Source organism: Streptococcus oralis (assembly GCF_023109195.1).
In the GTDB taxonomy this organism is placed as follows: domain Bacteria; phylum Bacillota; class Bacilli; order Lactobacillales; family Streptococcaceae; genus Streptococcus; species Streptococcus oralis_BV.
The window spans coordinates 21,099-44,758 of record NZ_JALDUB010000001.1 but is presented as its reverse complement, the minus strand read 5'-3'; the positions used below and the strand labels follow the sequence as shown (position 1 = coordinate 44,758).

The window sequence follows — 23,660 nt, the reverse complement described above, 5'->3', positions numbered from 1 at the left end:
AGGACCGTAAATGTCCTCTTTTTTTTGTAGATCGGATTCTAAACACGCTTCCCATTTTTCGTTAAAAGAAATTCTTAACAGGAAAGTCTCTGGTTTCAGGGCTTTTTTGCTTACTTAAAATAATATCTCCCTTTTAAAGAAAGAAAATTTAAAAGCTTGCACACTACTAGACTGGCTTATTTATCCACCACTTGAGCCTCAAATTGGGCTGGTTGGTTGTCTACATTGGTAATGGTTATCGTGTAGGGCTTGTTATTGGTGGCATCAAAGACTTTTTCACCTTGGTAACTCACAACAACTCCATCTTTTTCTAAATAAATATCTGCTTGATTGTTTGGAAGTTCTTCATCCTCCTCATCAAAACCATGGCTTTTTGTAATTTTTTGTCCCTCTACTTCATAGTAAACATCACCATTACTCTCACTCCAAACACTTGAGCCAGTTAATTTAATTTTACTTGAATCGTTTTTCTTCAAGATGAAGATTGAATAGTATTCCAAATCTTGTGTTCTGGGGGTTACTTTTAAGTTGACGGATTGACCTAGTTGAAGAGTGTATTTGCCATAGTTCAAAACGGAAAAGACAAACCAAACTAGCAGCAAACTATACAAGACTCCTATAATCATTCGTGAGCGCCTACTTTTAAACAAACGTAAAAGTAACACAAAAGAGACAATAAAGAGCAATTCTGTAAACATTCTTCTCCCCTTTTCTCATCATCGTTGACATCCTAAACAGAGTCTCGCATCCATTTCCCACTAGTAACATCAACCATACAAAGTCTGATACATCTTGTCTAGAAAAGCTTTCAACTCTTTTCGAACAATCTTTAATAGGCGTTCTTCTTCGGCTTGAGAGATGGTCACACTTTCTTTATTTTGATTACTAATATAAGAATAGTAACTACGTTTTATGGTTAATTGATGATCTAAAATATAGTAGGCATCTATTTTTTCCTCATTTACCCTTGTTTCAAATAAAACAGAGATTTCATCCCTACCAAGATTCAACATTTTGAAATCAATGTCTCCTTTTATCCCTATGGAGTCAATTCCTCCATCCAAGCGAATGGCACCGTCGGGAGGAACAATATAGCCTGCTTTTCGCATGTCAGACGCATATTTCCCTGACGCCGTTAAATGTTTTAAGACGGCTATAGTGTCCTTTTCTTCAAAGGAAGTCTTTAATTGGAACCATTCTTGGTGGCTTTGATACTGAGAATAAAGAGTGATACCAACAACTAAGGCAAGTACAGAAGCGAGCAAGATTCGTATTTTTCTAGTTCTCGACGTGTTTATCTCCTCTATCTAAGAAATCATAGAAATTTTGTTTCCAATTTTAAAAGGCAACTTCCTTATCCTTGGATATCCTTGGGACTCTAACTCAAGTGACTGCTATCTACCCTTTTTCATGATGTATTTTCGTATAGGTGTTTCAACCATTTGAACGATTTCAAATCCTTCTTTTTGGTAAAGATTGTAAGCTTTTTGATTTGCCTCGTAGACATTTAGAGAAATAGTATCTATGTCTTCATTTTCAAATGCCAAACTAACAAACTTCCTTAAAGCTTGGCTACCTATGCCTTGCCCCTGCTTCTGAGGGTTGATAAAAAATCTCCCGATATGAAGATTCCTGTCTTCTAGCCTGATTTTCTGGATAAGCCCGACAAACTCTTGTCCATCAAAGATTGAAAAGATTCCTTCCAAATCTTGCAAGATTTGAATTGTTAAGGGAAAAGGAATCATTGGTCCCATCCATTGTTCTTGAAAAGCTTGGCCAAGGGAGTTGGACCATTGGCATACGAGCTGAGCGTTTTCTGTACTCACATTTTCTTCAAAACGAATTGTCATCTATTTCCTCACCATCTTATCAATGTTTCTTTATTATACTACTTCTCCTATTTTTTACGAATAGATAAGTATGATTGATCTTTATTTTTTTCTTGTCGGGAGCATTCTCGCTTCTTTCTTAGGTTTGGTCATTGACCGTTTTCCTGAGCAATCCATTATTCGACCAGCTAGCCACTGCGATTCCTGTCAGACTCGCTTGCGTCCCTTAGATTTGATTCCTATCCTCTCGCAGGTGGTTAATCGCTTTCGCTGTCGCTACTGCAAGGCTCGCTATCCTGTTTGGTATTCCCTCTTTGAACTCGGCTTAGGGATTATCTTTCTTGTTTACTCTTGGGGATGGCTTTCCTTGGGTCAAATCATCCTAATCACTGCTGGCTTGACCTTGGGAATCTATGATTTTCGCCATCAGGAATATCCCTTGCTAGTTTGGCTGACTTTCCACCTAATCCTCATGGCCTGCTCTGTCTGGAATCTGGTTATGGTCTTCTTTCTTGTCCTCGGAATCATGGCTCATTTTATCGACATTCGCATGGGCGCAGGGGATTTTCTCTTTCTGGCTTCTTGTGCTCTCGTCTTTAGCGCGACCGAATTACTCATCTTGATTCAGTTTGCTTCTGCGACAGGGATTCTAGCCTTTCTCCTACAAAAGAAAAAGGAAAGACTTCCTTTTGTGCCTTTCCTCTTACTTGCTACTTGTGTGATTATTTTTGGTAAGCTACTGCTTGTTTGATAAAGTCCTCAATCGGCTCTCCTTGGTGGAGAGCTTTTACAATTTTCGAACCGACAATAACACCATCTGATACCGCATTAAAGCGTTCGACATCTGCTTGACTAGATACGCCAAAACCTGTCAAGACTGGGATGTCAGCTACTTGATGCAATTGTGCCAAGTGCTTGTCCAAGTCTGCGCGGTAATTTCCTGATTTCCCTGTCACCCCATTGATAGCAACGGCATAGACGAAGCCTTCTACTCCCTTGATCAACTCTTTCTGACGCTCAATCCCTGTTGTCAAACTTACTAGGGGAATCAAGGCGATATCTGTGTCTACCAAAAATGGCTCTACAAAGTTGGCATGCTCATGAGGCAGGTCTGGGATAATCAAGCCCTTAACTGCAGTATCTGCCAGATCTTTGACAAATTTGTCCACACCGTACTGAAAAAGGGGGTTGAAGTAGGTCATGATGACCAGTGGTACCTCAGTCTGAATGGTTTTCAAGGTTTCAACCAAAGCCTGGGTAGAAGTCCCATGAGCTAGACTACGTAAGCCTGCTTCTTCGATCACAGGTCCATCTGCAACAGGGTCTGAAAAGGGAATACCCACTTCAATAGCTGAAACACCCAAATCTTCTAAAAAGTGGATTGTTTCAGCGAGACCAACCAAACCTTTCTCATGGTCTCCAGCCATGATATAGGGAACAAAAATTCCTTTTCCAGCTGCTTTGATAGCGTTCAATTTTTCTGTTAGTGTCTTAGGCATGGGCTTCTCCCTTCTTTGCTGCATCTGCTTCCAAGCGGTCTTTGACTTGAACCACATCCTTGTCCCCACGTCCAGATAGGCAGACAATCATCGACTTGTCTGGTCCAAGTTCTTTGGCCAATTTCACTGCGAAGGCAATGGCATGGCTAGATTCCAAGGCTGGGATAATTCCTTCCACACGAGACAAGAGTTGGAATCCTTCCAAAGCTTCCTCGTCTGTCACAGGAACATAGCTGGCACGTTTGATATCGTGGTAGTGAGAATGTTCTGGACCGATACCAGGATAGTCCAATCCTGCTGAGATAGAGAAGGCTTCAAGAATTTGACCATGAGCATCTTGGAGCACATCCATGAGGGAACCATGGAGGACACCTGGACGACCCTTGGTTAAGGTCGCTGCGTGGTGCTCCGTGTCCACACCAAGTCCTGCTGCTTCAGCCCCATACATAGCTACTGACTCATCTTCTACAAATGGATGGAAGAGACCGATAGCATTAGAACCACCACCAACACAGGCTACTAGGGCATCTGGTAAGTCTTGTCCTGTCAAGTCACGGTACTGTTGTTTAGCTTCTCGACCGATGACACTTTGGAAGTCACGAACGATTTCTGGGAAAGGATGAGGTCCCAAGGCAGAACCAAGGATATAGTGGGTATCGTCGATATTTGCCACCCATGAACGGAGGGCTGCATTGACCGCATCCTTAAGCACGCGCGAACCATCTGTCACAGCCTCAACCTTAGCTCCTAAAAGCTCCATACGGAACACATTAAGTGCTTGGCGTTTAACATCTTCCTCACCCATGTAGATGGTACATTCCATGTTAAAGAGGGCCGCAGCTGTTGCAGTTGCCACACCGTGCTGACCAGCACCTGTTTCAGCGATAATTTTCTTTTTGCCCATGCGTTTAGCCAGAAGAACTTGTCCCAAGGCATTGTTAATCTTGTGAGCACCTGTATGGTTAAGGTCTTCCCGTTTGAGATAAATCTTGGCTCCGCCGATATGCTGGGTCAAGTTTTTTGCGTAGTAAAGGGGAGTTTCACGTCCTACGTACTGGCGCAAAAGTTGGTTCAATTCCTCTTGGAAGCTTGGGTCTGCCTGACTTTCACGATAAGCTTTTTCCAACTCCAAAACTGCTGTCATCAATGTTTCTGGGACGAAACGTCCGCCGAATTTTCCGTAAAATCCATCTTTATTTGGTTCTTGATATGCCATGCTTTACACTCTCTATAAATCTTCTAATCTTTTCATGATCTTTTTGTCCATCTGTCTCCACTCCACTCGATACATCTACTGCATAGGGAGTAAAGTGTTGAATTGCTTTTGCTACATTGTCTTCCTTAAGCCCACCAGCGATAAAGAAAGGCTGGGCTAGTCCAGACGTATCCAGTTGACCCCAGTCAAAGGTCTTACCACTCCCAGCCACAGGGGCATCAAAGAGGAGATAATCCGCCTGAGAATTGGGGACATGACCATCTCCATCCACCTGCACCGCCTGAATGCTGGCACAAGGCAAATCCTCAAACAAATCATCTGCTACCTGACCATGAACTTGAACCAAGTCCAAACCAACTTTTTCAATCGCTTCTAGCAGTTCTGCCCGACTTGGTGAAACAAATACGCCAACCTTTTTTACACCTGCAGGAATGAGCTTTGCCAGCTCTGTAGCCTTTTCCAAGGTCACCTGTCTTTTACTAGGTGCAAAGACAAAACCAATATAGTCTGCCCCTGCTGATACGGCTGTTTCTACCGCTTCTTTGGTCGTCAATCCACAAATCTTAACCTTTGTCAATTTGCAACTCCTTGATTCTCTGGGCTACATCTTCTGCCTGCATGAGAGCTGTCCCCACCAAGATTCCGTTAAAGTATGGTGCTACTCGTTCCGCATCCTGCCCTGTGAAAATAGCAGATTCAGAAATGTAATAGTGACCTTTCTTAAAGTGCTGAGCCAAGTCCACACTGGTCTGCAAGTCGACCTCAAAGGTGGTCAAGTTGCGGTTATTAACCCCAATAATCTCAGCACCAAGCCTGTGGGCCACTTCTAGTTCAGCTAGATTGTGAGTCTCCACCAAGACTTCCAAACCTAACTCTGTCGCGTAGTCATACAGTTCCTTGAGGCGTTCTTCTGACAAGGCTGCCACGATGAGCAAGATGACTGTCGCCCCTGCATTCCGAGCTCGGATGATTTGCTTTTCATCGATGATAAAGTCCTTGTTGAGTGTCGGAATCTGTACCTGACTAGAAATCTCTCGTAGATAATCCAAATGCCCTTTAAAGAAAACTTCATCTGTCAAAACCGAAATCATCACTGCGCCGTTCGCTTCATAAGTCTGGGCCTGTTGTACAATATCCACATCGAGATTGATATCTCCCAAACTAGGGCTAGCCTTCTTGACCTCAGCGATTACCTGTAAACGGTCTTGATGTTGTTTTAAATAGTCAGCTAAGCGATAGGTCTGGCGCAAGGGCTGGATTTCCTCCAGTTCCATTTGCTCGACCTCACGCGCCTTCTGCTCCAAGATTTGTGCTAAAAATTCCTGACTCATTTTTGATACTCCTGTAACAGTCTGAGTTTTTCAAGGGCCTTGCCACTAGCAATCACTTGACGAGCCAAGGCAACTCCTTCCTTGATACTATCTACCTTACCATTAGCATAGAAACCAAGACCAGCATTCAATACTGTCGTTTCCAAGAATGGGCTTGGTTCATTTTTCAGAACGCTGAGCAAAATTTCTGCATTTTCCTGAGCATTGCCTCCACGGATATCTTCAATAGCGTAGCGTTCCATCCCCAAATCCTCTGGAGTGAAGCTTGACAAGGTGATTTCGCCATTTTCAAGAAGAGCAATCTTGGTTGTTCCGTTCAAGCCAGCTTCATCAAGACCTTCTGGTCCAGCAACCACAATGGCACGCTTACGACCCATATTTTTCAAAACCTGAGCTGTACTTTCTAAAAGTTCTGGACGACTAATACCAAGAAGCTGTGTTTCCAAAGCCATTGGGTGAATCAGTGGACCAGTCAAGTTCATAATTGTTGGAATTCCCAACTCCAAACGAGCTGGCATGATGTATTTCATAGCTGGGTGCATATTTTTAGCAAAGAGAAATACAATTCCAGTTTTATCGAAGACCTTACCTAGTTCAGCTGGTTTGAGGTCTAGATTGATACCCAAGGCTTGAAGGACATCTGCAGAACCAGATTTAGAAGAAATCGAGCGGTTACCGTGCTTAGCCATATGAATGCCGCCACCAGCCAAGACAAAGGCTGCAGTTGTCGAAATGTTAAAGCTGAAGGACTTGTCCCCACCTGTACCACAGTTGTCCATAGCATCATGAATTTCAGTTGGAATGTGTTGGGCATGCCCTCTCATGACTTGTGCAATGGCTGTGCGTTCTTCCGGTGTTTCCCCCTTCATCTTAAGGGCCAAGAGGAGAGAAGCAATCTGCGCTTCGGTTACACGCCCAGTTACGATACGCTCAATGACATCCGTCATTTCCACACCTGATAAATGTTCAAATTTTGCTAATTTTTCAATAATCTCTTTCATCCTAGTTTCCTCACTTTACAACCTTCTCGATAAAATTCCGAATAGAAGACAAGCCATCTGGCGTTCCGATACTTTCTGGATGGTATTGGAAGCCATAAATCGGCAGGCTTTTGTGTTGAATTCCCATAATAGCTTGGTCATCAGTCGAACGAGCTGTAACTTCAAAGCCTTCTGGCATTTCTTCAATCAAAATACTGTGATAACGCATGACTGGACGACCATCCTCGATGCCTTGATAGAGAACAGATGGCGCTTCAAAGCTGATGTGGCTCTGTTTCCCATGCATAACTTTTGGAGCCAAGCCTAGCTTCCCACCAAAGACTTCTGCGATGGCTTGATGACCCAAACAAATCCCTAGAATTGGCTTCTTGCCTGAAAAGTCACGAATCATGTCTTCCATCTTTCCGGCATCAATTGGCCAACCAGGACCGGGAGAAAAAACCAGACCATCTGCTTTTTCAGCTTCTTCATACAGCTTGGGATCATCATTTCTCAAAACCTGCACCTCTGCAAAATTCCCAATGTATTGAGCCAAGTTATAAGTAAAAGAATCATAGTTATCAATCAATAAAATCATGGTCTTAGTTCTCCAATTCTAGTCATAGATTTAGCCTTGTTAATGGTTTCTTGGTATTCGTTTTGGGCGATAGAATCATAGACAATCCCTGCCCCAGCCTGCACATAGGCTGTTTGATTTTTGAGAATCATAGTTCGGATGGCAATGGCGAAATCCATATCACCCGTCGCAGACAAGTAGCCGATTGCTCCTGCGTATACGCCTCGTTTTTCCGTCTCCAGTTCATAGATGCGTCTCATGGCCCGAATCTTTGGAGCTCCTGACACTGTTCCAGCTGGAAGTGTAGCTTTCAAGGCATCCATGGCATTGAGTTCTGGAAGCAAACGTCCCTTGACCACGCTGGTCAAATGCATGACATAGCGGAAGAGCTCCACTTCCATATACTTGGTGACTTGGACACTTGCCGTTTCAGCAATTCTACCGATATCGTTACGCCCCAAGTCTACTAACATTCGATGTTCTGCTGTTTCCTTCTCATCAGAAAGCAGGTCTGTCGCCAAGGCCTTGTCCTCTTCATCCGTAGCCCCTCTTGGTCGCGTACCTGCAATCGGATTAGTTGTCACGATGCCATTTTTAACTGAAACCAAACTTTCTGGACTGGCACCGATGATTTGATAATCCCCAAAATCATAGAAATAGAGATAATTAGATGGATTGGTCACGCGAAGATTTCTGTAAAAGTCAAATGGATTACCAGTAACCTCTGCTGAGAAGCGCTGACTGAGTACGCATTGGAACATGTCTCCATTGCGAATCAAGTCACGAGCTGTTTCCACCATTTGCTCAAACTTCTGAGAAGCGATGTGGGGCTTGAAGTCCAGCGGTGATAAATCCAAATCTTCAAATTCATTTGAAGCAGGGATGCGTAATTCCTCAAGCACTTGGTTCAAGGCTTTTTCCAAATCCTCTTGACTGCGATCGCTATATAGAGCATCCTCAATGACATGGATTTTTTCCTTCTTATGGTCAAAGACCATATAACTCTCATAGACAAAGAAATGCATGTCTGGCGTCCCAATGGTATCCTCAGGGATTTGGCAAATTTCTTCATAAAGAGAAATCATATCGTAACCGACAAAGCCAATAGCTCCCCCACCAAAAGGGAGGTCTGAATGGTGCTGGCTCTTATGAGTCACATCATAAAGGAAATCCAAAGGATCCCGATCAATCACTTGCCCATTTTGATAGAGGACTCCATTTTCAAACTGAATCTCAAAAACAGGATTATAGGCTAGGATAGAAAAACGAGCGGTTTCCTTGTCTCTCGGAATACTTTCTAAGATCACCTTGTGTTGCCCCTTTAGGCGCATATAAGCCAAGATTGGTGATAAGACATCTCCATGAATGATTCGTTCCATTGTAATTTCCCTTTCAGTTTCTTATTTTTAATTTTTTGTCTTTTTTCTATTTCCCTTAAATAGTGCGGACGGGAGGTAAAATTATCCAGTGGATGATTTTAGAAATCCATGAAATGAAAGACCTAATTTTCGAGCTCCTCGCTCATTCATTTCTAGGCTCAGGCTAAAATAGTTCCCCAAACTATTTTACTCTCAAAAATTCCGTTCTAGAGAAGCAAAGATGCTTCTCTAGAATACCACTATGGCGGGAAATAGCGGTTTAATGCTCACTTCGTTCGCAAATATTTTATAGAAATTTATTTAGTGATAAAGCATAATTTAAAACTGATAGCCATATCTACGATAAATATATAAAAATCCCCACGCAAAATAACTTGCGTGAGGACGAAATTCGCGGTGCCACCTCAATTATAGGATTTCTCCTATCTCTCATTCCTGTCTCAGAACTTTCCTATAACAGGCTGTGCGATAAAGGGCACTCCCTTGAGAATTATGTTTTCTTCTCTCGTTTCAGATGGACCCAACCTTACAGCTTTCTCTGCTTGTTTCCAGCAACCACAAGCTCTCTGTGAGAGAAAGGACTGTAATTTTTCCATCTCTTATTTTTTATCTTCTAGGTAGTCTGCAATCGCAGCTACGTCCTTGTCTCCACGACCAGAGACATTGATGATGATAATCTCATCTTTACTTAGTTTCGGTGCACGTTTAACCGCTTCTGCGATGGCATGCGAACTTTCGATTGCTGGGATAATCCCTTCAGTCTTGCTGAGAAGGAGCAAGGCTTGAACAGCTTCTTCATCTGTTGCTGCTACGTATTCTACGCGGCCAGAATCTTTGAAGTAGGCGTGTTCTGGACCAACCCCTGGATAGTCCAAACCAGCTGAGATAGAGTAAACTGGCGCTAGCTCTCCGTCTTCCTTAAAGACTGCATAGGTCTTCATACCATCGACAATTCCGACACTACCTTTTGTCATAGTGGCTGCATGCTTGTCTGTGTCAAGTCCGTGACCGGCAGCTTCGACCCCAACCAATTTGACTTCTTCATCAGCCACATACTGAGAAAAAGCTCCGATGGCATTGGAACCACCACCTACACAGGCAATGACGTAGTCTGGTAAACGGCCTTCTTTTTCTAAGATTTGACGACGAGATTCTTCACTGATGACCTTTTGGAATTCATGAACAATGGTAGGATAAGGATGAGGTCCTACAGCAGATCCCAAAACGTAGAAGGCTTCAAGGTCATTCATCCATGCTCCAAAGGCTGCATCAACCGCATCCTTAAGAGTTCGTGTCCCCGTTTCAACTGCGTGAACAGTCGCTCCCATCATCTCCATGCGGAAGACATTGAGTCGTTGACGCTCCACATCTTCTGCACCCATGTAGACATCACAAGCCATACCAAACTTGGCTGCAGCAGCTGCTGTCGCAACACCGTGCTGACCAGCTCCTGTTTCTGCGATCACTCGTTTTTTGCCCATACGTTTGGCAAGAAGGATTTGACCTAGAACATTGTTGAGCTTGTGAGAACCAAGGTGGTTAAGATCTTCGCGCTTGAGATAAATCTTAGCTCCACCTAGGTGCTCTGTCAAACTTTCCGCAAAATAAAGCGGTGTTTCGCGACCAGAATAATCCTTCAAGTAATGGCGAAATTCTGCCAAAAACTCTGGATCATCCTTGTACTTGTCAAATGTCACTTCCAACTCATCCAACAAAGCTTGAATCGGCTCCGGTACAAAACTACCACCAAATTGTCCAAAATAACCTTTAGTTGTCATAAAATTTTTCCTCTTTCCATATTAATTCGGCTTTTTGTTTGCTTTTAGTAGTAGGCAAGGAGCTGCAGATAGAACTCAAGTTCATCAAAGCGACTTAACGCCCTAATAAAAGATAAACAAAATGACCGAAAGAAAAAAGCCCACACACAGAATCTACTTCCATGTGAGGGCGTTGGTAACGCGGTGCCACCTCAATTATAAAGGGACTATTCCCCTTTACATCTCTGCCTTGTCTAACAACAAGTTGCACTGTAAGGTGTGCGCACCGAATTTTCATTGTTTCAAATTCATTTTTAAAATCAGCCCACTTTCACTACTTCCAACCACCTGTTCACAATCACCACAGGCTCCCTGAAGATCAAAAATAGTTACTTTTCTGATTTGTTGAGAATATTATATGCTATTGTCCGCTTTTTGTCAAGATTTTTTATTATTTTTTTCCAGAACCGAGGATTTCTTCAGAAATTCTCACCAAAGTCTGAACGATGTAATCAACTTCTTCATCGCTTAATTTTGTATGAAGAGGAAGCGTAATTTCATTTTCAAAGAAGGCATAGGCTCTTGGATAATCTGCCATATCGAAACCAAGATTCTTATAGGCTGTCAGGAGAGGAAGCGGTTTATAGTGTACATTACTTGCAATTCCTGCTTTGGCCAATTCTTGGATGATGTGGTTGCGTTCTTCTAAACTTGCTCCTTCTACATGGGTGATGTAGAGGTGGCGTGAAGATTCGACACTATCAGTCTTGTGTGCCAATGGACGGATGCGAGAACCTGCAAAACCACGATCATAGCGGTCCACGATGTCCTTACGACGTTCTAGCAAAGCTGGGTAACGGTCCAATTGTACCAAACCAATCGAAGCCATGATATCGGTCATATTGCACTTGTAGGCTGGTGTGACGATATCGTACTCCCATGAACCCAATTGCATCTTGGCAAGAGCATCCTTTGTTTGACCGTGAAGGGAAAGGATTTGGAACTCCTTGTACATCTCTTCGTCATCAATCGCTGGATTGGCTTTCCAAGTCGCACTTCCTCCCTCAGCCGTTGTAAAGTTCTTAACGGCGTGGAATGAGAAGGAAGTAAAGTCAGCGATAGATCCAGCTGGTTGTCCTTTATAAGTAGATCCCAAAGCATGGGCACTATCTGAGACAATTACGATACGGTTAAAGGCTTTTTGCCACTTGCTAGCAGCTGTAAAGAGGTCCCGTTTCTTCTCCACCACTTGGAGCAAACGATCATAGTCGCAAACAATCCCTGCAAGCTCAACCGGAATAATCACCTTAGTCTTTTCAGTGATGGCTTGCTCAAGCAAGTCATAGTCCATCTCAAACGTATCTGCTTGAATATCCACCATGACAGGTGTCGCTCCTACGTGTGTGATAACACTACATGAAGCTGTATAAGTCATAGCTGGAACGATGACTTCATCCCCAGGTCCCACTTCCAAAACACGCAAAATCAACTCAAGGGCGGCAGTCGCAGAGTTGAGGCAGACAGTCTTAGGTGTCTGTGTGTATTGAGACAAGCGACGCTCCAGTTCTTTTGTCTTCGGACCTGTTGTGATCCAACCAGAACGCAGGGTATCTGCTACTTCAGCAATTTCAGCTTCGGTAATATCGGGTGGTGAAAATGGAATATTGTAATTTGGCATTGATTTGCTCCTTTTATCTGTACTCATTTTCTCATGACTACTTTATTTTAGCACTTCAAACACGGTTTGAAACATGATTTTGATGTCTCCAAGGAAACTAAACTCTCGGAGATAGGCGAGGTTATAGCGCATCTTCTCAGGAAGGACATGTTCGACATAGGCCTGGTCAACTGACAGACCTTTCTCCGTCATTTGACTGATGATCGTATCCTCATCCTTGTAGTTGATGCTGGCTGGAGAGGTGATTCCTGCTGGCAAGAGCAAGGTCGCCATCATTTCAGGGCTATACTGCTCGGTGTAACGTGGCACCTCAGGTCGTGTGCCTACAAAGGACATTTCGCCCTTAAGGACATTGACCAGCTGAGGCAGTTCGTCCAAACGCACACGGCGAATGAAATTCCCCACTTTGGTAATACGGCTATCGTTAGCAGAAGTCACCAGACTTCCTTTTTTATCCGCATCCGTTACCATAGTACGGAACTTCCAAATCTTGAACGGACGGTTGTACTGGGTCACGCGCTCTTGCTTGTAAATGACAGGTCCCTTGCTATCCAACTTAATCCAAATGCTCAAGACAAGAAAGATGGGAGAAGTCAAAAGTAGCAAAAACAAGGCCAGAACCCAATCCAGGCAACGCTTGAAAATCAGCGAACCCTTCCTTTTAGAGACAAGCTGGTAGTAAGACTCAACCTCGCTTGATTGCATTTCCACGGGCAAGTCTTCCCATTTCAGCATGCTGTTTCTCCTTTGTTTTTATTATACTATTTGTCAACATTTTTCATTATACCACAAAATGGAAAAGGCGGTGCAAGAAATCTGTGATTTGAAGAATTTCCTTCTGGTGCTCAATGAAAATCAAAGTACAGCTTTGAGGTTGCAGATAAAGCTGACATGGTTTGAAGAGATTTTCAAAGAGTATTAGGACATGGCCCCTGCCTGCAAGCTATACATTTTGTGATAGGTTCCTCCCAAGGCCAAGAGTTCCTCATGGGTTCCACTCTCGATGATACGCCCCTTGTCCAAGACGTAGATGCAGTTGGCGTCTTGGATGGTCGAAAGGCGATGAGCAATAGCAATGGTCGTCCGACCCTGTCTCATCTTAGCTAGGGAATCTTGAACCAAACTTTCTGTTTCAGAGTCAATATTGGCTGTCGCTTCATCCAAAATCAGGATTTTAGGCTGACTGGCGACAGTTCTAGCAAAGGCAAGAAGCTGGCGTTGGCCAGTAGAAAAGCTCGAACCACGCTCAGAAACAGGTGCATCATAACCCTGCGGAAGGTCCTGAATAAAGGAATCTGCATCGACAAAGGCAGCTGCAGCCTGGACCTGATCATCACTAAGATCTTGGTACATGGCAATATTGGACTTGATAGTCCCGTGATAGAGGAAGGGATCCTGTAAGACCAAACCGATGTTTTTTCTCAACTCTTCCTGACTGTAGTTCCTGATATCCACATCATCCAAGAGAACTCGACCTGACTGAAATTCATAAAAACGCATGAGGACATTGATAATGGAAGATTTCCCCGAACCTGTATGACCTACAAAGGCAATGGTTTCGCCCTTGTTAACTGAAAAGGAAATATCATCCAGAATCGGATGTTTGCCATCATATGAGAAACACACATGTTCAAAACGGATATTGCCTTCATTGACTTTAGCTTGCCCATCTTTTTGAAGAGGCTCATAGGTCGTTTCGTCAATCAAGGCAAAGACACGACCTGCAGATACCATGGACGTTTGAAGGGTTGAAAAGTTTTGCGTCACCTCAATCAAGGGATCAAAAAGGCGGTTGATATACTGGATAAAGGCATACATGGTTCCAGCTGTTATCCCAATAGAAAGACCACGGTAACCAAAGTAGGCCATCAAAACGGCGTAGCCTAGGAGTTTCAGCAAACTCATGGCAGGGCGCAAGAAGAGGGCATCCAAGGCTACAGAACGGTTGGCATAGACCAAGTGTTCTTGGTTGATTTCATCAAATTCTGCCTGCAGGCGCTTCTCTTGATTAAAGGCCTGGATAATCCTGATTCCCTCGATATTCTCTGCCAGCTTACTATTGATATCTGACAAGAGACTTCTGGTTTTCTCGATGATTTTCACTGACTTTTTCCGGTAGAGATTGACCAACAGGAAAATCAAGGGAAGAAAGAGCAAGACTAAAGCTGTCAAACGAAAATCCAGTACCAACATGGTATACAGAGTTGTCAGAAAGATGAAAACTGCTGAAATAAAGCTGGATAAAATCCCCGAAAACATATCACTGATGGTCTCGGTATCATTTGTCAAACGAGAGACGATGGAACCTGCTGGCGTCTTGTCAAAATAAGACATACCCAGTTTCTCCATATTGGCAAAGGCATCCCGACGAATATCTCTGACAATACTGTAGGACACCCGTGCAAAGAGAAGATTACCGATATACTGAACTAGAGTTTGCAGGATATAAAGACCATAGTAGACTAGCAAAACGGTAACAGCGATTTGGTTAAGATTGCTGAGATACTGATCGATAAAGTGGGAAGCCACAAGAGGAATCACGCTTTTAATGACCGTAGTCGCTAGGAGAAAAGTCAGGGCCAAAAAGGTCAGAAGACCATAAGGCTTGAGATAGGACAGCAAGCGCTTCAATACAGCCCATTGTTCTTGCTTATTCTGCATCTTCTTCTCCTTTCATTTCCAACTGCTGAGACTGGTAGGTTTGGGCATACCAGCCATCCAGGGCCAGCAAGTCATCGTGCGTGCCCCGTTCGATAATTTGACCATTTTGCAGAACCAAGATTAGATCTGCATGGACAACTGCACTGAGGCGATGAGCCGTGATGATGGTTGTCTTGTTCTTACGTGTTTCCTTAAGATTGTCAATAATCGCATACTCTGTCTTGGCATCCACGGCGGACAAGGAATCATCTAAAATCAAGATATCAGGGTCTAAAATCATAGCCCGACTCATAGCCAGACGCTGCTTTTGACCACCAGAAAGACTGACCCCTTTTTCACCGATAACTGTATCAAATCCCTGAGGCATGTCCACAATATCTTGGTAAACTTGAGCTAGTTTAGTCGCTTCCTCAACTGCTGAAAGGGGCAAATTAGAATTGCCAAAGCGGATATTGTCTAAGATAGAAGTCGCAAAGAGGAACTGGTCCTGAGGAACATAGCCCATGAGACCACGAAGGTCTGTCAGACGATAGTCCCGAATATCGTGACCGTTTAGGTAAATAGCTCCCTTATCCACATCGTATTCTCGCAAGAGAAGTTTAATCAAGGACGTTTTCCCAGAGCCTGTCTGACCGACCAAGCCCAGAGTTTGCCCTTTTTCTAAACTAAAGTGAATATCCGTCAGTGTCTCCTCATTTTCAAAGGCAAAGCTGTCAATGGCGTACTCCAAACGTCCATTTTCAATACCGTCCAGAGGAAACTCAGGATCTTGTACAGGTGATTCCTGAGACAAAAGTTCCTCAATCCGCTGGTAAGAAACCTTTCCTCGCTGAGTAATATTAAAGAGGAAACCAATAGCCATAAGAGGCCAGACCAACATATCCAAGTAGCTGATGAAGGTGACCAGATTTCCAACTGTGATTTGCCCCTCCTGAACCATCAAAGAGCCGACCAAAAGGGTTAAGACATAGGAGGAACCAACAAACAAGAGAACCATGGGATCAAAGAGACTATCGTATTTCATGGTTTGCAGGTTCTTTTGGAAGGTTAATTCATTGACTTCCTGAAAGGACTCCAGCTCATCCGTCTGATAACCGAAAGACTTGGTTACTTTGATACCTGATACAGACTCCTGTACCTTATTATTGAGTTCAGAAAAGGCTGCCTGTGACTCGCCAAAGGCCTTGTGGGTCTTTCTCCCTAGACGACTGGTCGCATAAGCCATGAAAGGCAGGGGAAGAATGGCAACTAGCGTCATCTGCCAAGAAATGCTAAAGAGCATGGTCAACAAGGTCACCAGCGCCGTGATAGAGGCATCCACAGCAGACATGACTCCGCCACCTGCCAGACGAGTCAAGGCATTTATATCATTGGTAGCGTGTGCCATCAGGTCTCCCGTCCGATAGGTTTGATAAAAAGCTGGAGACATTTTTGTGAAATGCTCAAACAAGCGAGACCGCATAATCTGCCCCAGACGATAGGAAGTCCCAAGGATATACATGCGCCAAACATAGCGTAGATAGTACATACCCAAAGCTGCAAGAAGCAGATAAAGGAGGTTCAAAAGCAAGTCCTGCTGGGTTAATTGCCCCGATGTAATGGCATCAATGACCCGCCCCATAACCATTGGGGGAATGAGGTTAAGGACGGAAACCAAGACCAGGGCCACGATTCCGACTAGATAACGGCGTTTTTCTAACTTGAAAAACCACCAAAGTTTTTGAATAATGGACATAAAATCCCTTTCTGATTGCAAATAGAAACCTGAGGCCAAGACCCCAGGTTTTTCTTATTCATAGGTTACGACTGTAACGGCACCCTTGTCATACTCAGCGATAAAGATATTAGCTACATTGTCATGTCCTTGCTTGTTGAGGTTATCAAGCAGCCACTCTTCGCTACGACCAATCGACTCCAAAACATCGACTTGTATCACACCGTCAGTCACAACTGGATACTTAGGATTTTCATCTCCCATTTGGACCACGATGAGTTGGCCATTTTGCTCCTGCACAGCGCATTTGACTTGATTCATCTGGAAAATTCCTTGGCTACGAAGTTTGAGAGCAACTTCTGCCGCAGACAAACCAACTGAACGACAGGCTTCTGGGTCAATCTGCCCATTTTTGATGAGCAGAGTCGGTTTACCATCAATCAAGCGTTTGACAAAACGAACATTGTTATTAAGCCACTTGAGGGTCAAAACCAAAATCGTCCACATCATCAGAATCACTGCGTATTGCAGGATACTGATTGAACTATTGTAAATTACCCCACCGATGATACCACCAAGAACATAGTTCTGAATTTGGTCTGTAGCAGAGTTAGGTGCTAGATTCCCCTTTCCTGTCACATTAATAACAAAAACAAGAGAGAAAAGACCCAAGGCCAGTTTGATTAAAATTTCCATATAGTTGAGTGTCATTTGTTTACCTCCACCAATTCAATAGCGTCTGTTTGATTCAATTCTAATTTCTCTAAAAGATACTTGTCTGGTTGGCTCCCGTTCATGGCGCGGTAGAAATTTGGACCTACCTTGACAAGCGCTCCATCAGTGGCAGCTGAAGTATTAACGTAAACTTCTGATTTATCCACCCCCAAGTCTTTGGAAACAACCTCTATGAAATGAAGTGAAGTTTGAAATTGGTTGTTAGAGGCTTGATTGGTCTGGTATTTTGAGATTGTCACCAAAAGCATGGCCACCAAGGTCAAGGCCAAAATCATGACCAATTCCCGAAACTTAGTCCCCTTTTTATCTCGATAGGCTTTAAAAGCAAAAAATCCTGTGATAGCTAGGAGAACAATTCCAAAGCCAATCATGATGCCATTTTGCTGACTGATTTGGCTAAGTACATAGTCATATGAGTAAAATTTCATTTATTTTCACTCCCTTTCATAAAATCATTCTTAATTATAAACGAAAGAGAGTGATTTTTCAAGCCATACGTTGGGGAAATAGACCTTTTTTTGGTATAATAAAATCTATAATCTGAATGAAAAAGGTAACTTTATGAAACTCATCTCATGGAATATTGATTCCCTCAATGCAGCCCTAACTAGTGACTCAGCTCGTGCCAAATTGTCCCAAGAAGTCCTACAAACCTTGGTCGCCGAAAATGCTGATATCATCGCTATCCAAGAAACCAAGCTTTCTGCCAAGGGGCCTACAAAGAAACACTTGGAAATTTTAGAAGAACTCTTCCCAGGCTACGAAAATACGTGGCGCTCTTCCCAAGAACCTGCCCGTAAAGGCTATGCTGGAACCATGTTCCTTTATAAGAAAGAACTTACACCTACTGTCACTTTCCCAGAAATCGGTGCCCCTTCTACCATGGACTTAGAAGGTCGTATCATCACTCTAGAATTTGATGAATTTTTCGTTACCCAAGTTTACACTCCAAACGCTGGCGACGGTCTCAAACGCTTGGAAGAACGTCAGGTCTGGGATGTCAAATATGCTCAATACTTGGCTGAACTAGACAAAGAAAAACCAGTCCTTGCAACCGGTGACTACAATGTGGCCCACAATGAGATCGACCTTGCAAATCCTGCTAGCAACCGCCGTTCACCTGGATTTACCGACGAGGAGCGTGCTGGATTTACCAACCTCTTGGCAACTGGATTTACGGATACCTTCCGCCACATTCACGGCGATGTTCCAGAACGCTATACTTGGTGGGCACAACGCAGCAAGACTTCTAAAATCAACAATACAGGCTGGAGAATCGACTACTGGCTGACAAGCAACCGCGTGGCTGACAAGGTGACCAAGTCTGATATGATTGACTCCGGTGCGCGTCAAGACCATACGCCGATTGTATTGGAAATTGAGCTCTAAGGAGAAAGCTAATGGACTATCAAGCTGTCATTCCTGAATTTGTAGTATCTGACCTCGAAAAGTCACGCCACTTCTACTGCGACTTGCTGGGATTTTCTGTCGAATACGAGCGTCCAGAGGAGAAATTTCTCTTCCTCTCGCTTGAAGACTGCCAACTTATGCTAGAAGAAGGCGGCTCAGAAGAATTAGCCCAACTAACCTATCCTTTCGGGCGCGGTGTCAATATTTCCTTTGGCATTGAAGATGTCCCTCAGCTCCACCAAAAACTGCTGGAAGCTGACTATCCTATCCATCGTCCGCTGACAAAAAGAGAATTTCGAGTAGGAGATAGCTTTATATATCCCCATGAATTTGCAGTTTTGGATCCAGATGGTTATTTTTTAAGATTTAGCGAATAGAAGAATAGAAGAATAAAAGGCTACAATACTTTCTAGTGTTGCAGCCTTTTATTCGTTCGCTTTTATGATCTATTTACTAACAAAATATTTGATTTATAAAGCTAATTGGTGTAAAATAAAAACATTGGCAGTAGCCTGTTTAAAATTGAATATCATTTTACTTGTTTATGTCGTGAATTGGCACGACGTTTCTACAAGGTGCCGGAACACCTAACAATGAGTATGTCAGCTGAAGGTATGGTTTTGGCCATACCTATTTTGGGGACTTACTTAGGGGGGATTAAGTAGGTCCTTTTTGTATATTTTTGTTAAAGCACGCCTTTAAGTGTAAACTAAATTTTTTTAATATTTCCCTTAATTAGTGCGGACGGGAGGTGAAATTATCCTGTGGATAATTTCAGGAATCCAGGGAATTTCATCCCTAATTTTTGAGCCCCTAGCTCTTTCATTTCTAGGCTTAGGCTAAAATAGTTCCCCGAACTATTTTACTCTCAAAAATCCCGTCATAGACAATAACAAGATTATTGTCTATGATACCACTACGGCGGGAAATGTTTGATAAAACTCGCTTCGCTCGTACTAGTTTTATCAAATATATAGTACTAGCAAACTGGTTCACTATAGAAATATTTAACCAACAAGTAAACTGGCTTTTAGACTTTAGGAGGTCTTATGAAATTATTAGAAGAGCGCATCCTCGAGGATGGGCATATCTTGGGTGACAACATCCTCAAGGTGGATTCCTTTCTAACCCACCAAGTTGACTTTAGCTTGATGCGAGAGATTGGTAAGGTATTTGCGGACAAATTCGCTTCTGCTGGCATTACCAAGGTTGTAACGATTGAAGCGTCAGGCATTGCACCAGCTATTTTTACAGCTGAAGCCTTAAACGTTCCCATGATTTTCGCCAAGAAAGCTAAAAACATCACCATGAACGAAGGTATCTTAACCGCCCAAGTCTACTCCTTTACCAAGCAGGTGACCAGCACCGTTTCTATCGCTGGAAAATTCCTCTCACCAGAGGACAAGGTCTTGATTATCGATGATTTCCTTGCTAATGGCCAAGCTGCCAAAGGCTTGATCCAAATCATCGAACAAGCTGGAGCAAAAGTCGAAGCGATTGGTATCGTGATTGAAAAATCTTTCCAGGATGGTCGTAATTTGCTTGAAAAAGCAGGGTATCCAGTCCTATCACTGGCTCGCTTGGATCGTTTTGAAAATGGTCAGGTCGTATTTAAGGAGGCAGATCTCTAATGCAAAAACAAGAAAAACACTCGCAAGCAGCCGTTCTTGGCTTACAGCACTTACTAGCCATGTACTCAGGTTCTATCCTGGTTCCTATCATGATTGCGACAGCTCTTGGCTATTCAGCTGAACAGTTGACCTACCTAATCTCCACAGATATCTTCATGTGTGGGGTGGCCACCTTCCTTCAACTCCAACTCAACAAATACTTCGGAATTGGACTCCCAGTCGTTCTCGGAGTTGCATTCCAATCCGTCGCTCCTTTAATTATGATTGGGCAGAGCCACGGTAGCGGTGCTATGTTTGGTGCCCTTATCGTTTCAGGGATTTATGTGGTTCTGATTTCCGGCATCTTCTCAAAAGTTGCCAATCTTTTCCCATCTATCGTAACGGGCTCTGTCATTACCACGATTGGTTTAACCTTGATTCCTGTCGCTATTGGAAATATGGGAAATAACGTTCCAGAGCCAACTGGTCAAAGTCTCCTACTTGCTGCTATCACTGTTCTGATTATCCTCTTGATCAACATCTTTACCAAAGGATTTATCAAGTCTATCTCCATTTTGATTGGACTGGTTGTCGGAACTGCCATTGCTGCCACTATGGGCTTGGTTGACTTCTCTCCTGTTGCGGCAGCACCGCTTGTCCATGTCCCAACTCCTCTCTACTTTGGGGTGCCAACCTTTGAAATCTCCTCTATTGTCATGATGTGTATCATCGCAACGGTCTCTATGGTTGAGTCCACTGGTGTTTATCTGGCCTTGTCTGATATTACTAATGACCCAATCGACAGCACGCGCCTGCGCAACGGTTACCGTGCAGAAGGTCTGGCCGTACTTCTCGGAGGAATCTTTAACACCTTCCCTTACACAGGATTTTCACAAAACGTTGGTTTGGTTAAATTATCTGGTATCAAGACCCGCCTGCCAATCTACTACGCTGCTGGTTTCCTAGTCCTCCTTGGACTCCTTCCTAAGTTTGGAGCCCTCGCCCAAATCATTCCAAGCCCTGTCCTTGGAGGGGCCATGCTGGTGATGTTTGGTTTTGTTTCCCTTCAAGGGATGCAAATCCTCGCCCGCGTTGACTTTGCTAACAATGAACACAACTTCCTTATCGCAGCAGTTTCCATCGCTGCAGGTGTCGGACTCAACAATAGTAATCTCTTTGTCAGCATGCCAACAGCCTTCCAAATGTTCTTCTCAAACGGAATCGTCGTAGCCAGCCTACTGGCCATTGTCCTCAATGCAGTATTAAACCGGAAAAAGAAATAAGAAAAAGAGGTGTGAGCCTCTTTTTTGTTTATCTATATCCTCACCTGTCTGTCTTCTGACCGCTGGCCTGTCACAAACATGGTAAAGGTTGCTTTGCAAACATTTCTGCCTTCTTGATTGGTGATATCCACATCCACGACACAGGTTGTGCGACCATGATGGACACATTCTCCTTTAATGGTCAGCACATCGTCGAGTTTTCCTGCTTTGAGGTAGTTGATAGAAGACTGAAGCGTCACTCCATCAAGCCCCAGCGAGATAACCACCAAACCACTGATCTGGTCACAAAGAGTAAAGAGATAGCCACCATGGGCATTGCCATAGTAGTTGAGCGACGAGTCTACTACTTTGGTCGTCACCACAACGTGACCATCTCTCATTTGTTCAATTTCGTAATTTTCAAAGGCAGATATAGCGTCAAAATGAAAATCTTTCATCGTTTCCTCCTGATAGTTCAAACGACACTATGATACTACTTTTTATAGGACTGTGCAAGGAGAAAGCTCCTAGTCTGGCAAAATTCCGACCTGTTCTACAAAGCGCATAAAGGCTGCTTGTCCTTGTTCCGTCTGCTTGTAAACCCCCGCGTCCTCAAGTACACGCGCAAAAATAGCACCCACAGAGTCCTTGACGATTTCAAGGGCTTTTTCTTTATCCGTTAGCTCTGGATGTTGGGCTTTGAGCTGATCTGCCCATTCCTGATGATAGTCGGTAACTATATCATCATCTCCTACAAGATAGCTAGCGACTTGCTCCACTTCTGCTTTCAAACGAGGTGGCAAGATAGCCAAGCCCATGACCTCAATCAAGCCAATATTTTCCTTCTTGATATGTTGAACATCCTTGTGGGGATGATAAATTCCATCAGGATGCTCTGGCGATGTCTGATTGTCCCGCAAGACCAAGTCCAACTCAAACTGTCCGTCACGTTTACGGGCAATCGGTGTAATGGTATGGTGTGGTGTTCCATTACTTTCTGCCAATACTTGCACACTTGGATCTGAATACTGTCGCCATTCCTGCAATATCTTATCAGCCAAGTTAATCAAATCCTCCTTGGAATCTGAAGTCAAACGCAGCACTGACATAGGCCACTTGACAATCCCAGCCTTGACCTGTTCAAAACCAGCAAATCGGAAAGTCTTTTGCAAGGGAGCCAATTCCATAGGAAATACGTGACGGCCTCCCTGATAGTGGTCATGGGTTAGAATAGACCCCCCCACAATCGGAAGGTCGGCATTCGAGCCCGCAAAATAGCCTGGAAACTGCTCTACGATAGCCAACAAACGCTCAAAGCTGAGACGGCTGATAGCCATGGGACGGTGCTGGCCGTCTAAGAAAATACAGTGCTCATTAAAATAAGCATAGGGCGAATACTGGAAGCCCCACTCCTGACCAGCCATTTCAAAACGGATAATGCGGTGATTGCTGCGAGCTGGATGGTTAACCCGACCATGGTAGCCCTCATTCTCTATACAAAGCTGACACTGAGGATAATTGCTAGCTTGCACCAACTTGGCTGCCGCAATCTCTTTCGGATCCTTTTCAGGTTTAGAGAGGTTGATGGTAATCTCAAGTTCTCCGTAGTCAGATGGAACACGATAAGCAATATTCTTAGCAATGGCCTTGAGTTTGATGTAGTCGTTTTTCTGGCTAAGTTGGTAAAAATCCGCAATTGCCTGCTCAGGAGAGTGGGCGTAGGTTGTCCAGAAGTCACGATTGATCTGACTCGGACAAGGGGTCACCAAGTCCATCAGTTCAGCACCGAGGATTTCACGCGCAGTCTGACTATCCTCAATCGTCTCTAATCGAACCGCTTCCTCGACCAGCTGGTCCTTGAGGTCAATCACTTTATCCAGATCAATCTCAATTTCCAAAACGCCTTCTCCCACTCGTGCTAAGACACGATTGGTCAGGTAGATGCGATCCATTTCCTCAAATGAACTTTCAGCAATGACATGTGTTACAAATTTATCTACTAAGGTCACTATAAAGCCTCCT

General features: G+C 43.7%; 24 protein-coding genes, 1 riboswitch and 2 other annotated features. Of the genes, 5 read left to right on the top strand and 19 right to left on the bottom strand.

The features are described from left to right. Positions 1–176: 176 nt before the first annotated feature. The 3 genes from M1F65_RS00260 to M1F65_RS00250 all read right to left on the bottom strand — a co-directional run bounded on the left by M1F65_RS00260 (position 177) and on the right by M1F65_RS00250 (position 1,850). Positions 177–698: a hypothetical protein gene (locus M1F65_RS00260; RefSeq protein WP_049489621.1), complete on the bottom strand. Its 522-nt coding sequence runs from the start codon at positions 696–698 to the stop codon at positions 177–179. 69 nt (positions 699–767) lie between these two features. Next, positions 768–1,265 (bottom strand): thiol-disulfide isomerase, encoded by a 498-nt coding sequence (locus M1F65_RS00255; RefSeq protein WP_225904040.1) that lies wholly within the window; start codon positions 1,263–1,265, stop codon positions 768–770. Between the two features lie 129 nt (positions 1,266–1,394). Beyond that, complete coding sequence (locus tag M1F65_RS00250; protein ID WP_084856100.1) at positions 1,395–1,850, bottom strand: GNAT family N-acetyltransferase; 456 nt, start codon at positions 1,848–1,850, stop codon at positions 1,395–1,397. Between the two features lie 70 nt (positions 1,851–1,920). Here M1F65_RS00250 and M1F65_RS00245 point away from each other — a divergent pair, with 70 nt between their 5' ends. Next, positions 1,921–2,580 carry a prepilin peptidase gene (locus M1F65_RS00245; protein WP_247925261.1) on the top strand — a complete coding sequence of 220 codons (660 nt, stop codon included), beginning with the start codon at positions 1,921–1,923 and terminating at the stop codon, positions 2,578–2,580. Here the strand turns inward: M1F65_RS00245 and trpA are convergent. The 14 genes from trpA to M1F65_RS00175 all read right to left on the bottom strand — a co-directional run bounded on the left by trpA (position 2,552) and on the right by M1F65_RS00175 (position 17,784). Continuing rightward, complete coding sequence (gene trpA, locus M1F65_RS00240; RefSeq protein ID WP_084944108.1) at positions 2,552–3,328, bottom strand: tryptophan synthase subunit alpha; 777 nt, start codon at positions 3,326–3,328, stop codon at positions 2,552–2,554. The two genes, M1F65_RS00245 and trpA, sit on opposite strands and share 29 nt — an antisense overlap. Then, the gene (gene trpB / locus M1F65_RS00235) at positions 3,321–4,544 is read right to left on the bottom strand and encodes a tryptophan synthase subunit beta (RefSeq protein WP_000331265.1); all 1,224 of its coding nucleotides are present in this window, start codon (positions 4,542–4,544) and stop codon (positions 3,321–3,323) included. Before trpB (M1F65_RS00235) ends, trpA begins: the two co-directional genes overlap by 8 nt. Then, entirely contained in the window at positions 4,522–5,121 is a 600-nt protein-coding gene (locus M1F65_RS00230) for a phosphoribosylanthranilate isomerase (RefSeq protein ID WP_247925260.1), read from the bottom strand. Before M1F65_RS00230 ends, trpB (M1F65_RS00235) begins: the two co-directional genes overlap by 23 nt. Then, positions 5,108–5,875: an indole-3-glycerol phosphate synthase TrpC gene (gene trpC / locus M1F65_RS00225; RefSeq protein WP_153198669.1), complete on the bottom strand. Its 768-nt coding sequence runs from the start codon at positions 5,873–5,875 to the stop codon at positions 5,108–5,110. The genes M1F65_RS00230 and trpC overlap by 14 nt, the downstream gene beginning before the upstream one ends. Further along, positions 5,872–6,876, bottom strand: coding sequence for an anthranilate phosphoribosyltransferase (trpD, locus tag M1F65_RS00220; RefSeq protein ID WP_000658674.1), 1,005 nt, complete (start codon positions 6,874–6,876; stop codon positions 5,872–5,874). Before trpD ends, trpC begins: the two co-directional genes overlap by 4 nt. A 10-nt stretch (positions 6,877–6,886) precedes the next feature. Then, positions 6,887–7,453 carry an aminodeoxychorismate/anthranilate synthase component II gene (locus tag M1F65_RS00215; protein ID WP_247925259.1) on the bottom strand — a complete coding sequence of 189 codons (567 nt, stop codon included), beginning with the start codon at positions 7,451–7,453 and terminating at the stop codon, positions 6,887–6,889. Next, positions 7,450–8,811 carry an anthranilate synthase component I gene (gene trpE, locus M1F65_RS00210; RefSeq protein ID WP_007521086.1) on the bottom strand — a complete coding sequence of 454 codons (1,362 nt, stop codon included), beginning with the start codon at positions 8,809–8,811 and terminating at the stop codon, positions 7,450–7,452. The genes M1F65_RS00215 and trpE overlap by 4 nt, the downstream gene beginning before the upstream one ends. Before the next feature lie 377 nt (positions 8,812–9,188). Further along, positions 9,189–9,414, bottom strand: a binding site (T-box leader). Continuing rightward, the gene (gene trpB, locus M1F65_RS00205) at positions 9,411–10,589 is read right to left on the bottom strand and encodes a tryptophan synthase subunit beta (RefSeq protein WP_247925258.1); all 1,179 of its coding nucleotides are present in this window, start codon (positions 10,587–10,589) and stop codon (positions 9,411–9,413) included. (Overlaps the previous feature by 4 nt.) 162 nt (positions 10,590–10,751) lie before the next feature. After that, positions 10,752–10,977 (bottom strand) — a binding site (T-box leader). Positions 10,978–11,019: 42 nt separating this feature from the next. Continuing rightward, a complete protein-coding gene (locus tag M1F65_RS00200) occupies positions 11,020–12,246 on the bottom strand; it encodes a DegT/DnrJ/EryC1/StrS family aminotransferase (protein ID WP_001134529.1) in 1,227 nt (408 codons plus the stop codon). Between the two features lie 42 nt (positions 12,247–12,288). Continuing rightward, complete coding sequence (locus tag M1F65_RS00195; RefSeq protein ID WP_000922220.1) at positions 12,289–12,981, bottom strand: sugar transferase; 693 nt, start codon at positions 12,979–12,981, stop codon at positions 12,289–12,291. A gap of 183 nt (positions 12,982–13,164) precedes the next feature. Next, on the bottom strand, positions 13,165–14,907 hold the full coding sequence (locus M1F65_RS00190) for an ABC transporter ATP-binding protein (RefSeq protein WP_247925257.1): 1,743 nt from the start codon (positions 14,905–14,907) through the stop codon (positions 13,165–13,167). Next, entirely contained in the window at positions 14,897–16,642 is a 1,746-nt protein-coding gene (locus M1F65_RS00185; protein WP_247925256.1) for an ABC transporter ATP-binding protein, read from the bottom strand. The genes M1F65_RS00190 and M1F65_RS00185 overlap by 11 nt, the downstream gene beginning before the upstream one ends. A 54-nt stretch (positions 16,643–16,696) precedes the next feature. Next, on the bottom strand, positions 16,697–17,332 hold the full coding sequence (locus M1F65_RS00180) for a DUF421 domain-containing protein (RefSeq protein ID WP_247925255.1): 636 nt from the start codon (positions 17,330–17,332) through the stop codon (positions 16,697–16,699). Further along, a complete protein-coding gene (locus tag M1F65_RS00175) occupies positions 17,329–17,784 on the bottom strand; it encodes a DUF3290 family protein (RefSeq protein WP_000675332.1) in 456 nt (151 codons plus the stop codon). Before M1F65_RS00175 ends, M1F65_RS00180 begins: the two co-directional genes overlap by 4 nt. A gap of 133 nt (positions 17,785–17,917) precedes the next feature. Here M1F65_RS00175 and M1F65_RS00170 point away from each other — a divergent pair, with 133 nt between their 5' ends. The 4 genes from M1F65_RS00170 to M1F65_RS00155 all read left to right on the top strand — a co-directional run bounded on the left by M1F65_RS00170 (position 17,918) and on the right by M1F65_RS00155 (position 21,659). Beyond that, on the top strand, positions 17,918–18,745 hold the full coding sequence (locus tag M1F65_RS00170) for an exodeoxyribonuclease III (protein ID WP_084881649.1): 828 nt from the start codon (positions 17,918–17,920) through the stop codon (positions 18,743–18,745). Between the two features lie 11 nt (positions 18,746–18,756). Further along, positions 18,757–19,143 (top strand): bleomycin resistance protein, encoded by a 387-nt coding sequence (locus M1F65_RS00165; protein WP_084921738.1) that lies wholly within the window; start codon positions 18,757–18,759, stop codon positions 19,141–19,143. Positions 19,144–19,284: 141 nt separating this feature from the next. Then, positions 19,285–19,380, top strand: a riboswitch (purine riboswitch). 435 nt (positions 19,381–19,815) lie between these two features. Further along, a complete protein-coding gene (locus tag M1F65_RS00160; protein ID WP_084849258.1) occupies positions 19,816–20,397 on the top strand; it encodes a xanthine phosphoribosyltransferase in 582 nt (193 codons plus the stop codon). Further along, entirely contained in the window at positions 20,397–21,659 is a 1,263-nt protein-coding gene (locus M1F65_RS00155; RefSeq protein ID WP_001171655.1) for a nucleobase:cation symporter-2 family protein, read from the top strand. Before M1F65_RS00160 ends, M1F65_RS00155 begins: the two co-directional genes overlap by 1 nt. A gap of 32 nt (positions 21,660–21,691) precedes the next feature. Here the strand turns inward: M1F65_RS00155 and M1F65_RS00150 are convergent, their stop codons facing one another. Then, positions 21,692–22,096, bottom strand: a complete 405-nt coding sequence (locus M1F65_RS00150) for a PaaI family thioesterase (RefSeq protein ID WP_084849260.1) — start codon at positions 22,094–22,096, stop codon at positions 21,692–21,694. Positions 22,097–22,165: 69 nt separating this feature from the next. After that, the gene (locus M1F65_RS00145; protein ID WP_247925254.1) at positions 22,166–23,647 is read right to left on the bottom strand and encodes a UDP-glucose--hexose-1-phosphate uridylyltransferase; all 1,482 of its coding nucleotides are present in this window, start codon (positions 23,645–23,647) and stop codon (positions 22,166–22,168) included. Between the last annotated feature and the right edge of the window lie 13 nt (positions 23,648–23,660).